The sequence below is a fragment of the Pseudovibrio sp. Tun.PSC04-5.I4 genome (genome assembly GCF_900104145.1).
In the GTDB taxonomy this organism is placed as follows: Bacteria; Pseudomonadota; Alphaproteobacteria; order Rhizobiales; family Stappiaceae; genus Pseudovibrio.
The window spans coordinates 2,668,759-2,682,885 of sequence record NZ_FNLB01000006.1; the positions used below are offsets into that span (position 1 = coordinate 2,668,759).

Sequence of the window (14,127 nt, forward strand, 5' to 3'; positions counted from 1 at the left end):
CGGCCTGACCACGCTTACTTTCATGGTGTCCCTTAGCAATAGCGGCTACAAAAAAACCCCGCTCGTAGCGGGGCTTCGTTTCTATCAGTGCTGTCAGCGATTATTGCTGTATTGGCTTATTTGCATCATATTGGCCATGCGGACGGAACTTATCAAGGTAAGTTGGCAGGATTGCTTCCATGGAATGTGGCTCAATGCCCAAACCTTCAAAGGTCCGCTTTTCCGCTTCCGCGTCTTTGCTCACCACATTGTCGTGTCTAAGCAGGTTTACCTGATCCACTGTCAGCATTGGTTTAGGCATCATTTGCAGGAACTTTGCCTGAATGCGCGCCAGCAGGAATGGCAGAGAGACCAACATACGTTTGCGGCGAATGGTTTCCAGCATCAGGGACAAGCAGTCTTTGAAAGAGGCAACCTGCGGTCCACCCAGCTCATAAATCTTGCCGCCTTCCACTTTGCCCACTGCTGCATTTGCAATGGCCAGTGCAACGTCTTCGACATAAACAGGCTGGAACTTGGTATGGCCACCACCGATGAGCGGCAGTACAGGGAAGAGTTGCGCCATGCTGCCGAACCGGTTGAAGAAATCATCTTCCGGTCCAAATATGATGGACGGACGGTAGATCACAGCGTTGGGCATGGTTTCCAGAACTGCTTTTTCACCCGCTGCTTTGGTCTGCGCGTAAACAGACTTGCTGTTTTCGTCCGCGCCAATAGCAGAAAGGTGAACCAGAGTGTCTATGCCCTGCTCTTTACACACTTCAGCAACGGTCGCAGGGCCCTTTGCTTGCACAGCTTCAAATTGTTGAGCACCGGTTTCGTAAAGTATACCCACAAGGTTGATGACTGCACATGCGCCCTCCACAGCCTTCTCTACAGACTTCCTATTTCGAACGCTTGCTGCAACCGGCATAATCTGACCAACGGCCCCAAGAGGCTGGAGATGCTCTGCAAGATCAGGACGACGCACAGCCGCGCGAATGCTGTATCCACGTTCCGCCAAAATCCTGATGGTATGCCGTCCAACAAACCCCGAGCCGCCAAAAACGGTGATTATTTTCCCGTTAAGCGCTTGCGCCATTTTAATTCACCTTTGCCAAATTTCCGCAGGTCGCCGTATTAGTGCGCACAACCCTCAAAAAAGCTATAATTCGTGGGACGTTAATACTCCCGAGGTTCAACATTGTGAAGGTGTACTGTGGAGAAATTAAAACTCTTTGCAAATGTACGATTGACAATCCTTTGCCACATCCTTAGATACCAGCCTCACAGAGCGATGCTAGACACCAGCAACCCTCTGACGAAAAAGATGATATGCCCAGATGGCGGAATGGTAGACGCGCTAGCTTCAGGTGCTAGTGTCCGAAAGGACGTGGAGGTTCGAGTCCTCTTCTGGGCACCATCTTTTTTCACAAAGCTCTCCCCAAAATTCAAAGAGTAACTTGACCGCTCCCTGCAGAAGAGACAAAACACGTCTCATACGCAGAGCAGCGCTTATTCTCGAGAGCCACATGACAATCAGATATCACAAGAACGATCTTCCAAACCTTTCCAATTACACTTCTGCCGAGGCAGTTGCTGTTGATAGTGAAACATTGGGACTAAACCCACACCGAGACCGGTTGTGCGTTGTACAGCTTTCTGCTGGCGATGGGTCCGCCGACATTGTTCAAATTGAACGCGGCCAACTGACTGCACCAAATCTACAGGCCTTGCTTGAAGATGCAAGCAAGCCAAAGATTTTCCACTACGCCCGCTTTGATGTGGCCGTATTGAAAGAGTATCTGGATATTTCCGTTAATCCGGTCTGGTGCACGAAAATCGCCTCTAAGCTGGTGCGCACCTACACGGACCGCCACGGATTGAAAGACCTTTGCCGCGAATTGATTGGCGTTGACCTTTCCAAGCAGCAGCAGAGTTCTGACTGGGCAGCCAAAAAGCTTACTGATGCACAGCTCACTTATGCAGCTTCAGATGTCCTGCATCTTCATAAACTTAAAGCACGGCTTGAATTTATGCTGGCCCGCGAAGAACGAACCGAAATTGCTCGTAAATGTTTCGATTTCCTTCCGACCCGCTCAGAGTTGGACCTTGCAGGCTGGCCTGATACTGATATTTTTGCACATTCTTAAGCGTGTAGCTAAGTTTTCTACCAGTATTTGCAGTTTATTGGCCTTCAGCATTTGTAAATTGTTGAAGCAACCCCAATTAGGCAGCTAGTGTGTACATACCGCTTCCTTTCGGGCAATAGCTCGATATTTGCGTATCAACTAAAGCGGTATGTGCCTTTACAATACTGGTAGCTCTTAGTGAGTTAGACCGGAAAATTGGCAATCGGAAAGCGAGCGCATACGTGTCGCTTCCAGACTATTCCAGGACCACGAATGACAACAATGGAGAACATGCCTAAGGAGATTGCGTCGGAGGCCCAGACACGGCTTGAAAAAGCTCGAAAATCTGCACGCCGGCATTCTCTTCTTGTTCGCCTTCTTCGTTATATTCTACCCGCTTGTGGCGTTCTGATCGCGCTGGGTGTGGTTGGTATGATCGTGTTACAGAATATTCTTGCTGGTTTGAGCATTGGCGACATTAGTCTGACCACAGAAGGTCTGGTTATGTCCAACCCTCACCTTTCCGGAAACGACGGTGACCGTTCATACAATGTTCGGGCTAACCGCGCTATTCAACGCATCACAAACCCGCAAGTTATTGATTTGGAGGATATTGTGGCTGAAATCACAATTGCTCCTGGAGAAACTGCTAGTATCACCGCCAAGAACGGGACCTTCGATACTGAGATGGAAACCCTGAAACTGATTAATGGAATTCAGGTAACCTACAGTAAGGGTTATACTGCTGATTTTGAGTATCTCGATATCGACATGAAAACGGGTACAATCCAAACCAATGATACAGTTGATGTCTCCTCTGAGGGTGGCTATATCGATGCTGGATCTATGGAATTTGATCAGAAAAACAATGTTTTGAATTTTCGCCGGGGCGTAAAAATGAAGTTATTGCCTTGGGCACTGGAGAACGGTCAATGATTAAGCGGGTGAAAACTTTCTCTCTGTCACTTGTTATAGCGCTTGGACTGGCAGGCATGGCTCATGCGCAAACGTTCTCTGACTCTTTTGCCGGATTTGGCTCCAACACCAAAGAGCCTATCGAGATTGAAGCAGCTAACCTTCAGGTTCGTGACAAAGATAAAAGCGCTATCTTTACTGGCAATGTTGTTGTTACCCAAGGCGAAGCTAAGCTTGAAACCCAGCGCCTGATTGTATTTTACAGCGGCTCCATGGCCAATGGCGATGCAGACGGACAAGCTGTGCAGCAGACGATCTCTCGCCTAGAAGCAAGCGGTGATGTTCTGATTGCCTCCAAGGATCAGGTCGCGACCGGTGATGATGCCAGCTTTGATATGGAAAAGCAGGTCATGATTATGACTGGCAAGCGCGTTGTGCTGAGCCAGGGTCCAAATGTGATTGTTGGCAATAAACTGACTGTGAATTTAAAAACCGGCATAGCTGATCTGGAGGCTCCAAAGAGTGGCCAGAATACTGGACGCGTTAAGCTGCTCTTGCAGCCCAATAGCCTCGACAAAAAGAACTAGAGCTGGATAGGCCACGCATTGAGTGCACACCCAATCGACCCACAGATCCCGACACATCACCCAGAAGGCATCAAAATTGCTGAGCCTTCTGATGCTGCGCTTGAAGTTGACGGTATCGGTAAAAGCTATGGTCGCCGGCAGGTTGTTAAACGCGTCAGCCTCCACGTAAAGCGCGGGGAAGCTGTTGGGCTACTTGGGCCAAACGGCGCTGGTAAAACCACCTGCTTCTACATGATTACGGGGCTCGTTCGCCCTGACCACGGAACGATCCGGCTTGATAATTTCGACATGACGCAGCTGCCGATGTACCGGCGTGCGCGTCTTGGCGTTGGTTATCTGCCTCAGGAAGCTTCTATTTTCCGCGGCCTTTCTGTGGAAGACAATATCCGAGCCGTTCTTGAAGTGGTTGAACCTAACAAGAAACGCCGGGAAGAAGACCTAGACGCCCTGCTCAACGAGTTTGGCGTTACACACCTTCGCAAATCACCAAGTATTGCGCTCAGTGGTGGTGAACGCCGCCGTGTTGAAATTGCACGCGCTTTGGCGACCCGTCCCTCCTTCATGCTTCTTGATGAACCATTTGCAGGCATTGATCCGATTGCTGTTGGTGACATTCAGCAGTTGGTGCGCCACCTGACAAAGCGTGGCATTGGTGTTTTGATTACTGATCACAACGTGCGCGAAACACTCGGTTTGATTGACCGCGCTTATATTATGGCTGCTGGTGAAGTTCTCACAGAAGGCAGCCCACATCAGATCGTTGCAGATCCTGATGTAAGGCGTTTGTATCTCGGGGAACAGTTCACTCTTTGATTTCCAACCTATGCCGAATTGCATAGAAGAGTGGTGCAGGATAACTTGCATCACTCGGAGGAAAGAACAGCTCTATGGCAATCGGCCCCAAATTAGAATTCAGGCAAAGCCAACAACTTGTTATGACGCCGCAACTCATGCAGGCGATCAAGTTGTTGCAGCTGTCGAATGTGGACCTGATTGCTCATGTAACCAGTGAGCTGGAAAGCAACCCGTTTCTTGAACGCGATGATACTCCCGATGGCGGAGGCCCCTCTGACGATGGGGCTTCAATTGATGGGGCTTCAAACTTCGAAAGCAGCTCTGGGGATGCGCAGGAGGGTGACTGGCTCAAAAGTGAGCTGGGAACAACGCCTGAAGCAGATTCAAATAGTCTGAACTCTGATCGTTCCAATGTCCTCCCTGATGACAATGGCGAGCACCGGCCTGCAGACCCAGTTCAGCAAAAGAGCGATGCGTGGCAAGCACCAAGCCACAATACATCCTCAAGCGGCTCAGATTACAATCTGGAAGCGTTCGTTGCTGCGCAGATCTCTCTGAGTGAGCATCTGCAGGAGCAACTAGGCCTCGCCGTCACTAACCCAGCTGATCTACTGGTCGCACGCCAGTTGATTGATTGTCTTGACGAAAATGGCTACCTGCGAATTGAGGGAGACGAGATTGCTCAACGACTTGGTGTCACGGATGCAGATCTTGACCGAGTGATCGCTTCCGTTCAGGGCCTTGATCCGGTTGGGGTCTTTGCCCGCAATCTGAACGAATGTCTCAAACTGCAACTGATCGAAAAAGACAGATATGATCCGGCCATGCAGAAGTTAGTGGAAAATATCGAGTTGCTGGCCCTTCACGATTTGCCAAAGCTAAAGCGACTTTGCAGGGTTGATGACGAAGATCTGAGGGATATGATCCTTGAGATTAAGGAGCTAAACCCTAAGCCCGGCTCTGCCTTCAACAATGAGATTGTTCAGCCGATTGTTCCAGATGCCTTTGTGCGCGCCTCTTCGGATGGGGGCTGGACGGTTGAGCTGAACACCGAGAGCCTTCCGAAAGTTCTCATTAGCCAGAGTTACTATTCCGAGATTTCAAAGAACTCCAAGAATAAGACCGATCTGGCCTATTTTACAGATAGTTTGCAGACGGCAAACTGGTTGGTGAAGAGTCTGGACCAACGGGCTCGCACAATTCTCAAGGTTTCTTCCGAAATCGTTCGTCAACAAGACGGATTTTTGACTTACGGTGTGCAGCATTTGCGGCCAATGAACCTGCGTGTAGTTGCGGATGCCATTGGAATGCATGAATCCACTGTAAGCCGAGTAACTTCGAATAAATATATCGCGACTCCACGCGGAATTTATGAACTGAAATACTTCTTTTCTGCTGCAATTGCTTCCTCTGAAGGAGGAGAGTCACACTCGGCGGAATCAGTGCGCTATAAGATTAAACGGCTCATTGATGCAGAAGATCCAAAGAAGATTCTTTCTGATGACTCCCTTGTGAAAATTCTCAAGGACGATGGTGTGGATATAGCGCGACGAACTGTAGCTAAGTATCGGGAAGCATTAAGGATTCCGAGCTCGGTACAACGTCGGAGAGAAAAGAAAGCAATGGCGTAAGTCGCTGATATTTCTCGTGATTTCAATGAAAGCTAATAGAGGGCGGATCGGTTAATATCCTCTATAGGATGTTTGCCTGTTCCCCGTGATTTTTCTAAGAAGTCGAAAACAGTGGCACTTTAAACTCAGCTGGTCCAAACTACATGTGTTGGAGGGTCTTTGCTCTTTAGCTCAAGGACCTATCAGCGATAAAGTTGAAACAACATATGAGGTTCCCATGACAATTAGAATTTCGGGGAGGAACGTGGACATTGGTGATGCAACCAGAGAACACGTTGAAGACCGGATTTCCGATGCACTGGATAAATATTTCCCAGGCGCATATACGGGTCATGTGACAATCGCACGCGAAGGCTCCGGCTTCCGATCCGACTGCACAGTCCACCTCAGCACAGGCGTAGTGCTCCAGGTTTCAGGTGATAGTCAGGATCCGCGACAAAGTTTCGATAAAGCAGCCGAACGCATTGAAAAAAGGCTAAGGCGTTATAAAAGAAAGTTAACTGACCACCACACAAATGGTGTCCCTGCAGATTGGGAAACATTCGGCGCCACCTCATACGTGCTTGCCGACCCTGAGCAGGAAGAAGAGGTAGCCGTCGACTACAAACCACTTGTGGTTGCAGAAACCGCCGCAAAGGTGAAAACACAGACTGTTGGTATGGCAGTTATGGAGCTAGATTTAAGTGAAGCTCCCGTTGTAGTGTTCCGTAACGCTGGAAATGGCGAAGTAAATGTCGTATTCCGTCGTGACGATGGAAACGTTGGGTGGATTGATCCAAATCTAGCCAACGGAGCTGCCCCTAACTAATAATCATGGTCTTTGAGACCCTGTACAAAGCCGGTTTCAGCCGGCTTTGTACTTTGAAAACGGATCGAGGAATGGATCTGAACGAACTTATTCGTCCTGAGGCTGTCATTGCTAACCTCAAGGCAAACAGCAAAAAACAAGCCTTGCAGGAGCTTGCAGAGAGAGCCTCTGAGATTTGCGGTGAAGCAGAACGCGATATCTTTGATACGTTGCTTCAGCGTGAACGTCTCGGCTCGACCGGTGTCGGCAACGGCATCGCGATTCCGCATGGCAAAATCGTGAACCTTGGCGGGTTACACGGGCTGTTTGCGCGCCTGGACAAACCTATTGAGTTCGACAGCCTGGATGACCAGCCTGTTGACCTGATATTTGTGCTGCTCGCGCCTGAGGGCGCTGGCGCCGACCATCTGAAGGCTCTGGCACGTATTGCTCGCCTTCTAAGGGACGGTGAGGTGGCTAGCAAACTGCGAGCGACCAAAGACGCCGCTGCGATTTATTCTATTCTGACGCATACTCAGGCCACGCCAAGCGCCACCTGACGTTTAGAGCGTCCTTACAAAAGACAAAAAGCCTGGGTTGGACGCATTCCAACCCAGGCTTTTGCTGTTCTGATCGAATTGGGTGGCAGAGCGCATAAGACCACCCCGCCAGCCGTTTGAGCTTTGCGTATTCTGATCCGAAAATCTGGTTCCGATACAGAATAGGCTTAATGGACGCTCAAGGCTTCCAGATCATTCTCAATCGCGTTCGCGATCGCCGCGTTGCGGGTGTCAGTTAAAACCAGCGGAGTTCCATCCGCTGCGAGCAAAGCCCACACCGGTAGATCTGCATCTTGCAGCTCAGCATCCGGGAACATGTCTCGCAGGTCTTGTGGGGAGACGCGCCTCACATATGCGAGTTCGCCAGCTCCAAGTTCTTCGAAATTATCGTACGGGTCGTCAGCCAGCACGGAAGGGGCGTCTGTCATCGCCTTCTCCCTGAAAGTTACACGTATTTGAATTAGCACGAAGGAAGGTCTTTATCCCTCAGTCCCCCGCCGAGATTTCAATTCGGCGAACAACGCGCTCTGGCTCTGGACGAGCAAGATCAATAGACAACAGACCATCTCTCAGGTCTGCCCCCAAAATCTCAATGCCTTCAGCTAACACGAATGCGCGCTGAAATTGGCGTGCAGCAATGCCCCTGTGAAGGTACTGTCGCGCTTTGTCTTCCTGTTGCCTTCCCCGAATAACCAGCTGACTTTCCTCTACAGAAACATCCAGTTGTTCACGGGTAAACCCAGCAACAGCCAAGGTAATGCGAATTATCTCGCCATTTTCTTCATTGGCATGTATCCGCTCGATATTATAAGGAGGATAGCCGTCATTTGCAGCTTTGCTTACTCTATCCAATACACGCTCGATATCATCGAAACCCAACATAAACGGGCTCGAAAACGCAGAAACTCGCGTCATAATCCAAGTCCTTCTTCAAGCGACCCAGCCCCGGACCCTCAATAGGCATCCGATAAGAAGGCATCTCGCCTTCGGTCATTCCTCAGGAATATGGCGACAACGAGCTAATTATTCAAGCGGGGAACCAGCCTGGCATGATAACAGGCTGTAAACAGCCCGCCATTCTCATAGCTTGTGGATAGGTCTTTGCCTGAAAAGCATTCAGCTCTGCCAATTCGCCAGTTTGTCGAATTTTTCTAGTTGTTCTTCTTTAAGGTGGCCATCTTCATCACGACCGACAAAGATTTTGAGATAGCAATCGCCGTTAGCATTCATGAAATTTATTGAAACAGACACTTTTGAAGAGAACGAGCGTTTCAGGAAGAAGATGGCATCGCAGGAATCCGCTTTGATGTGCCCGGAAAAGCCGCCTTCCGTCTGCCTGAGATTGTAGTAGCCACGTGCATAGGAACCTTCTGGGAATGGGCCTTTCACCTCAAAGATCATGTCACCGGTGTTGACGAGAGACATTACGCTGCCCCATGTCGGAATGTTTCTGATGATCTCGTCGAAGCGATCACCCCGAGATTCTCGCCACATGTCTTCCGGTAAGCAGCGAACGGCATCCGCCATGCTAAGACCATGTTCTTTGGCGGTATTTTCCAAGATGCCAGAAGTACCTTTTGCCAACTGACGTTTTAGTTCCGCAAGCTTCGTCTCCATAAACTCATCTCCTAGACTGCTGAGTTAGATAGTGATTTGGCTGGCTGATATGCTGGCTAATGAGGCGTTTTCATATCACGCTTTCTATTTGGGCACATGTTCAATCTACGACAATTGAGATGCTTTGATATAAGCCCCATAAATGGAGCTGACTGCAGAAATAAAAAGGCCCAGCATGTGCCGGGCCTTCCAACTTTTGAGTATGCTTGGATTAAGCAGCTTCGAAAGCAACGTCCAATTCAATACGCTTGCCTGTGTCCAGATCAAACGCATGCAGTTTCTCTGGTTTTGCTGTCACTTTGAGGACTTGGCCCGTTTCGAAGTGAAGCTTACCAGGTGCGCGAACAACAATGTCTTCGCTGCCTTCACCTATTGTGCCGTGCACGTAGCTCTCAGCGCCTACCGGCTCAACTGCATGCACAGTCAAAGCAGTGTGCAGACCACTCTCGAACTTTTCGCTCAGCTCTTCGATTACAAGATCTTCCGGGCGAACGCCCAGAGTAAGCCCTGAAAGCTCAGTGTTAAGCTTCACATCAACAGTGGCACCGTTGTCCAGTTTCCACTCACTGCCATCCTTTGCCAATGGCAGAAGGTTCATGGCCGGTGAGCCGATGAAGGTCGCAACGAAGGTACTTGCTGGCTTTTCATAGACATCAATCGGTGACCCGATCTGTTCAACTTCACCATTGTTCAGAACAACAAGGCGGTCAGCCAGTGTCATCGCTTCCAGCTGATCGTGCGTCACGTACAGGCTGGTGGTTTTCAGGTTTTTCTGAAGCTTCTTGATCTCCATGCGCATCTGCACACGCAGCTTTGCATCAAGGTTGGAGAGGGGTTCATCGAACAGGAACGCAGCAGGCTCGCGAACAATAGCACGCCCCATAGCAACACGCTGGCGCTGACCGCCGGAAAGCTGACGCGGTCTGCGGTCCAGAAAATCACCGATTTCGAGGATTTCAGCAGCTTTGCGCACGCGCTTTTCAATTTCCGCTTTCGGGATACTGCGGTTTTTCAGGCCGTATGCCAGATTGTTGTACACAGACATATGCGGGTAAAGCGCATAGTTCTGAAACACCATAGCGATGTCACGATCAGCAGGCTCGACATCGTTCACAATGCGGTCCCCGATGAACAGATCACCATCAGAAATGGTTTCCAAACCCGCGACCATGCGAAGAAGGGTTGACTTGCCGCAACCGGAAGGACCGACAAGAACAATGAACTCACCATCCTGAATATCGATGGAGATCCCTTTTACCGCTTCAACACCACCGGCGTACATTTTGCGAAGGTTGTTTAATTGAATACTTGCCATTTTTATTTCTCGCTTTCCACGAGCCCTTTAACAAACCAAGACTGGAAGACCACCACGATAAGAACAGGTGGAAGCATTGCGAGAACTGCAAGTGCCATTGCCTGGTTCGTATCTGGAATTTGCGCACCAATCCACACCTGAAGAATCTGCCTCATGCCGCGTACCAGCGTGAAGAGGCTTTCGTCAGTGGTGATAAGTGTTGGCCAGAGGTATTGGTTCCAACCGTATACGAACATGATGATGAAGATCGCAGCCATCATGGTCTTGGAGAGTGGAACAAGAATGTCGATGAAGAACTTCAGAGGACCTGCCCCGTCAATACGCGCTGCTTCAACCAGCTCATCCGGTATGGATTTGAAGAACTGACGGAAGTAGAATGTACCGGTTGCGGAGGCGATCAACGGAATGATGAGACCTGAGAAGGTGTTCGCCATTCCAAGGCCTTGAACGATCTCATAGGACGGCAGAATGCGGACTTCCAACGGCAACAGAAGTGTTGAGAAGATGATCCAGAAAAAGAACGTTCCAAGCGGGAAGCGGAAATACACGATTGCGTAGGCCGCCAGCATGGAAATAACGATCTTGCCCAGCGCAAAGCCAAGGCCCAGAATCAAAGAGTTCCACAACATGGTCAAGCCAGTTACCGACTTGGTAAAGCCGCCTGCCTCAGTCAACACCTGCTTATAGGTGTCAACAAAGTGACCACCCGGTGAGAGCTGAAGACCATCTTTGTAAATGGATATGGCATCGTGACTTGATGTCATGAGCGCATAAAACACCGGTACCAACATAAAGAGAGCACCGATAATAAGGATTACGTGATCCCAAAACTGTGAGCGTTTCATCGGTCCCTCCTCAACTGTAATGCACGCGACGTTCGATCATGCGGAACTGAACCACAGTGAGTGCGAACACGAGAACCATCAAAATTACTGACTGCGCAGAGGACCCACCAAGGTCATTGCCACGGAAGCCATCCAGGAACACCTTGTAAACGAGCGTTACAGGGTTATTGCCCGGCTCACCTTTCAGCACCAGATCAATGATACCGAACGTATCAAACAGGGCGTAGGTGATATTGATGATCAGCAAGAAGAAGCTGGTCGGTGCCAGCAGCGGGAATGTCACGGTCCAGAAGCGACGTGAAGAAGACTTACAATCAACTGCAGCGGCTTCCTGAACGGATTTAGGTACACTTTGAAGGCCCGAAAGGAAGAAGATGAAGTTGATCGGGATCTGTTTCCAAACGGCAATTACGGTCATCGCAAATGCGGTATCGTAGTAGTTCACACCGATCTGCATTTCCCAGCCAAGTGCATGTGCCAAGTCATTGATTGGGCCGATGTGCTGGTCAAACAGCATAACGCCTACGAGACCTGCAACGGGAGGAGCAATCGCGTAGACCCACATGAGCAGCGTGCGGTAAGCAGATGCCCCTTTAATGATCTTGTCGGCTTTCACTGCCAACAAAAGAGCAAAGCCAAGAGAAAAGAATGTTACCGCGGCGGAGAAAATAAGCGTGAACCAAGCGGTTCTGCCATATTCGCTCCCAGTGACAACGTCCTTGAAGTTATCTATGCCAACAAAAGTGGAGCCGAAGCCGAACGGATCTTCAAGATAAAAAGATGCCCGGATCGCTTCTGCTGCTGGCCACAGGAAAAAAACACCAACAATCGCCAACTGCGGAAGCAGTAGCATGTATGGCATAAATGGATGTGAGAATTGAACTCTTTTCATGGACTGGCCTGGTCGCTGTTTTCGTTATGGTGGCCGGTTGCCTAGCAAGCCTGACCGCTTGTTCAGAAATGTTCATTTACGGTTTTGACGCAAGGGAACACTCGTTTTTCAAAACAACCTGAGGCCGAAGACACCTGAAAGCGTCTCCGGCCCTAGCGAAATTTTAAGCTGCTAAGCCTTAGTTAGAAGTCTTAGCAAAGCGAGCCAGAAGCTTGTTCGATTCGTCTTCGATGGTCCGGAATGCGTCGTCTACTGACTTGTCACCTGCGAGGATTTTTCCGTATTCCCGGTTCATCACATCACGCACCTGAACGTAGAAGCCCATGCGGTAACCTTTGGTGTTTTCGCCACCTGGCAGAGAAAGCTGTTTGATACCAATTTCAGCTGCTGGAAGACGATCGTAGTGACCATCTTTCTTAGCAAGATCGTATGCAGCGTTGGTGATTGGCACATAACCAGTTTCTTTGTGCCAGTAGTACTGCATGTCTGCTGAAGTCAGGAAGGTGTAGAAGTTTGCAACACAGTCGTTTTCTGCTTTTGGCTTACCGGACATTGCAAAGAGTGCTGCACCACCGATGAAGGTGTTTGTGCCAGTTTCACTAACAGAAGCCCAATGTGGCAGGTAGGTTGCGGAGAATTTGAAGTCTGTGGACTTCATCAGACCGCCGAAGGACCCTGAAGAACCGAGCCACATTGCTGCAGTACCGTCCTGGAATACTTTCTGGTTGTCACCCCAGCCAGTGCCGTAGTAGCCAAACAACTCAGCGTCGAGCCAGCCTTTAACTTTGGTGAAGTGCATTTTGATCGCATCGTTGTTCACGAGGATCTTGGTGCCTTTCGCGCCGTCGTAACCATTGTTATTGGTTGCGAATGGCAAGTTATGACGAGACATGAAGTTTTCGGTAAAGATCCATGGCAGGTGCGACTGTGCCAAAGGAACATAACCGGCAGCTTTCAGCTTAGGAGCGATTGCTTCGAACTCTTCCCAAGTCTTAGGAGCTTCAACGCCTGCTTTCGCCAGTGCTTCTACGTTGTAGTAGAGGATTGGAGTAGAGGAGTTGAACGGCATGCCGATCATTTTGCCAGCAGCGTCAGCGTAGAAGTAGCGAACACCAGCAATGTAGTCTTCGATGTTAAACTCAAGACCGGCGTCTTTCATGAGGTCTTCAGCTGGAATCACAGCGCCTTTAGCGCCGATGATTGTAGCGGAACCTGCATCAAATACCTGAAGAATGTTTGGCTGTTCGCCAGCGCGGAATGCCGCGATACCTGCAGTCAAGGCTTCTTCGTAGTTGCCTTTAAATACTGGTGTCAGTTCACAAACATCCTGAGACGCATTGTATTTGGTGGAGATTTCGTTGACGACTTCACCAAGACGGCCGCCCATTGCGTGCCACCAGTCGATGTTTGTTGCTGCATAAGATGCAGTCGAAGACATTGCGAGTGCTGCCAGTGTTGCGACACCAGCTACTTTACGTAGAGTCATAGTTTGCCCCCCAATGGGAAAGTTGAAAAAATCTAACATGCGAAGCGGAGTGAACACCTAATCCACCGCGTTGGCGATCCATCCCCCACGCCTCGGCTTGTGATATCAACTAGGTGTTTCACACTAGGATGACAGTTTGTTGAAGTTTCGATGAATTGCAATTGGATCTTCGTTTTTTTTCATAATAAACATGAGTTTGAGGTGTTTCGGAAAACCGAAAACGTCTTAAAACGCCCGTTTTTCCTGCGGAAATCACAATGAAACAACTCCATCAGAATACCTAAAGTTGGAATTTTTGTTTCAGTTTCAATCAATCCGAAATATTCCGAATGTTGAGAATACTTGAAAGATTTGTTGGCTAATTAATTGAAATATAGGGTAAATACCTAGACAAGAAATAGAATGACGAAATGCGCATTGCCCGCTCGCGCTGATGAATTAGCCTAATGCTTCAACACCTTAACTTTCACATTTCAGCGAATTTTCAACTTATCCACAGACGCACTGTGTGCAACTCTCGTGTGGGAAGGGATTTTGATGCGTGAGTACGCGGAAATGGATTCCCTCGTTCTCCTATAGAAAAGTC

At 49.3% G+C, this 14,127-nt stretch carries 15 protein-coding genes and 1 tRNA gene; 8 read left to right on the top strand and 8 right to left on the bottom strand.

Annotated features, from left to right (window positions below):
* Positions 1-100: 100 nt before the first annotated feature.
* Positions 101-1,081 (bottom strand): complex I NDUFA9 subunit family protein, encoded by a 981-nt coding sequence (locus BLS62_RS17690; protein WP_200798536.1) that lies wholly within the window; start codon positions 1,079-1,081, stop codon positions 101-103.
* Between the two features lie 235 nt (positions 1,082-1,316).
* On the opposite strand from BLS62_RS17690, the gene BLS62_RS17695 reads away from it, so the two are divergent.
* The 8 genes from BLS62_RS17695 (at position 1,317) to ptsN (ending at position 7,386) form a co-directional block, all read left to right on the top strand.
* A tRNA-Leu gene (locus BLS62_RS17695) sits at positions 1,317-1,402 on the top strand.
* A 109-nt stretch (positions 1,403-1,511) separates the two neighbouring features.
* Positions 1,512-2,132, top strand: a complete 621-nt coding sequence (locus BLS62_RS17700; RefSeq protein ID WP_093183403.1) for a ribonuclease D — start codon at positions 1,512-1,514, stop codon at positions 2,130-2,132.
* A 252-nt stretch (positions 2,133-2,384) separates the two neighbouring features.
* Positions 2,385-3,047 carry an LPS export ABC transporter periplasmic protein LptC gene (gene lptC / locus BLS62_RS17705; RefSeq protein WP_208990932.1) on the top strand — a complete coding sequence of 221 codons (663 nt, stop codon included), beginning with the start codon at positions 2,385-2,387 and terminating at the stop codon, positions 3,045-3,047.
* A complete protein-coding gene (locus tag BLS62_RS17710) occupies positions 3,044-3,613 on the top strand; it encodes an LptA/OstA family protein (protein WP_208990933.1) in 570 nt (189 codons plus the stop codon). Before lptC ends, BLS62_RS17710 begins: the two co-directional genes overlap by 4 nt.
* A 69-nt stretch (positions 3,614-3,682) precedes the next feature.
* Positions 3,683-4,426 (top strand): LPS export ABC transporter ATP-binding protein, encoded by a 744-nt coding sequence (lptB, locus tag BLS62_RS17715; protein WP_244283647.1) that lies wholly within the window; start codon positions 3,683-3,685, stop codon positions 4,424-4,426.
* A 74-nt stretch (positions 4,427-4,500) separates the two neighbouring features.
* Positions 4,501-6,039: an RNA polymerase factor sigma-54 gene (gene rpoN, locus BLS62_RS17720; RefSeq protein ID WP_093183409.1), complete on the top strand. Its 1,539-nt coding sequence runs from the start codon at positions 4,501-4,503 to the stop codon at positions 6,037-6,039.
* A 217-nt stretch (positions 6,040-6,256) separates the two neighbouring features.
* Positions 6,257-6,847, top strand: a complete 591-nt coding sequence (raiA, locus tag BLS62_RS17725) for a ribosome hibernation-promoting factor, HPF/YfiA family (protein WP_093183412.1) — start codon at positions 6,257-6,259, stop codon at positions 6,845-6,847.
* Between the two features lie 71 nt (positions 6,848-6,918).
* Positions 6,919-7,386 carry a PTS IIA-like nitrogen regulatory protein PtsN gene (gene ptsN, locus BLS62_RS17730; protein ID WP_093183415.1) on the top strand — a complete coding sequence of 156 codons (468 nt, stop codon included), beginning with the start codon at positions 6,919-6,921 and terminating at the stop codon, positions 7,384-7,386.
* A gap of 167 nt (positions 7,387-7,553) precedes the next feature.
* Here the strand turns inward: ptsN and BLS62_RS17735 are convergent, their stop codons facing one another.
* The 7 genes from BLS62_RS17735 to BLS62_RS17765 all read right to left on the bottom strand — a co-directional run bounded on the left by BLS62_RS17735 (position 7,554) and on the right by BLS62_RS17765 (position 13,541).
* Entirely contained in the window at positions 7,554-7,814 is a 261-nt protein-coding gene (locus BLS62_RS17735; RefSeq protein ID WP_093183418.1) for a BQ00720 family protein, read from the bottom strand.
* A gap of 58 nt (positions 7,815-7,872) precedes the next feature.
* On the bottom strand, positions 7,873-8,301 hold the full coding sequence (locus BLS62_RS17740) for an Hsp20 family protein (RefSeq protein ID WP_093183420.1): 429 nt from the start codon (positions 8,299-8,301) through the stop codon (positions 7,873-7,875).
* Between the two features lie 201 nt (positions 8,302-8,502).
* Positions 8,503-9,003: a heme utilization cystosolic carrier protein HutX gene (gene hutX, locus BLS62_RS17745; protein WP_093183422.1), complete on the bottom strand. Its 501-nt coding sequence runs from the start codon at positions 9,001-9,003 to the stop codon at positions 8,503-8,505.
* Between the two features lie 211 nt (positions 9,004-9,214).
* Positions 9,215-10,318 (bottom strand): sn-glycerol-3-phosphate import ATP-binding protein UgpC, encoded by a 1,104-nt coding sequence (locus BLS62_RS17750; protein WP_093183425.1) that lies wholly within the window; start codon positions 10,316-10,318, stop codon positions 9,215-9,217.
* Between the two features lie 2 nt (positions 10,319-10,320).
* Positions 10,321-11,163 (bottom strand): sn-glycerol-3-phosphate ABC transporter permease UgpE, encoded by an 843-nt coding sequence (gene ugpE / locus BLS62_RS17755; protein WP_093183427.1) that lies wholly within the window; start codon positions 11,161-11,163, stop codon positions 10,321-10,323.
* 10 nt (positions 11,164-11,173) lie between these two features.
* The gene (locus BLS62_RS17760) at positions 11,174-12,055 is read right to left on the bottom strand and encodes an ABC transporter permease subunit (RefSeq protein WP_093183429.1); all 882 of its coding nucleotides are present in this window, start codon (positions 12,053-12,055) and stop codon (positions 11,174-11,176) included.
* 178 nt (positions 12,056-12,233) lie between these two features.
* The gene (locus tag BLS62_RS17765) at positions 12,234-13,541 is read right to left on the bottom strand and encodes an extracellular solute-binding protein (protein WP_093183431.1); all 1,308 of its coding nucleotides are present in this window, start codon (positions 13,539-13,541) and stop codon (positions 12,234-12,236) included.
* Between the last annotated feature and the right edge of the window lie 586 nt (positions 13,542-14,127).

What these genes read in the sequence shown, in the direction of transcription:
- ptsN (WP_093183415.1), top strand. Translation starts at nt 6,919, where the DNA reads ATGGATCTGAACGAACTTATTCGTCCTGAGGCTGTCATTGCTAACCTC.
- lptC (WP_208990932.1), top strand. Translation starts at nt 2,385, where the DNA reads ATGACAACAATGGAGAACATGCCTAAGGAGATTGCGTCGGAGGCCCAG.
- BLS62_RS17700 (WP_093183403.1), top strand. Translation starts at nt 1,512, where the DNA reads ATGACAATCAGATATCACAAGAACGATCTTCCAAACCTTTCCAATTAC.
- raiA (WP_093183412.1), top strand. Translation starts at nt 6,257, where the DNA reads ATGACAATTAGAATTTCGGGGAGGAACGTGGACATTGGTGATGCAACC.
- BLS62_RS17690 (WP_200798536.1), bottom strand. Translation starts at nt 1,081, where the DNA reads ATGGCGCAAGCGCTTAACGGGAAAATAATCACCGTTTTTGGCGGCTCG.
- ugpE (WP_093183427.1), bottom strand. Translation starts at nt 11,163, where the DNA reads ATGAAACGCTCACAGTTTTGGGATCACGTAATCCTTATTATCGGTGCT.
- BLS62_RS17740 (WP_093183420.1), bottom strand. Translation starts at nt 8,301, where the DNA reads ATGACGCGAGTTTCTGCGTTTTCGAGCCCGTTTATGTTGGGTTTCGAT.
- BLS62_RS17735 (WP_093183418.1), bottom strand. Translation starts at nt 7,814, where the DNA reads ATGACAGACGCCCCTTCCGTGCTGGCTGACGACCCGTACGATAATTTC.
- BLS62_RS17710 (WP_208990933.1), top strand. Translation starts at nt 3,044, where the DNA reads ATGATTAAGCGGGTGAAAACTTTCTCTCTGTCACTTGTTATAGCGCTT.
- BLS62_RS17765 (WP_093183431.1), bottom strand. Translation starts at nt 13,541, where the DNA reads ATGACTCTACGTAAAGTAGCTGGTGTCGCAACACTGGCAGCACTCGCA.
- hutX (WP_093183422.1), bottom strand. Translation starts at nt 9,003, where the DNA reads ATGGAGACGAAGCTTGCGGAACTAAAACGTCAGTTGGCAAAAGGTACT.
- rpoN (WP_093183409.1), top strand. Translation starts at nt 4,501, where the DNA reads ATGGCAATCGGCCCCAAATTAGAATTCAGGCAAAGCCAACAACTTGTT.
- BLS62_RS17750 (WP_093183425.1), bottom strand. Translation starts at nt 10,318, where the DNA reads ATGGCAAGTATTCAATTAAACAACCTTCGCAAAATGTACGCCGGTGGT.
- BLS62_RS17760 (WP_093183429.1), bottom strand. Translation starts at nt 12,055, where the DNA reads ATGAAAAGAGTTCAATTCTCACATCCATTTATGCCATACATGCTACTG.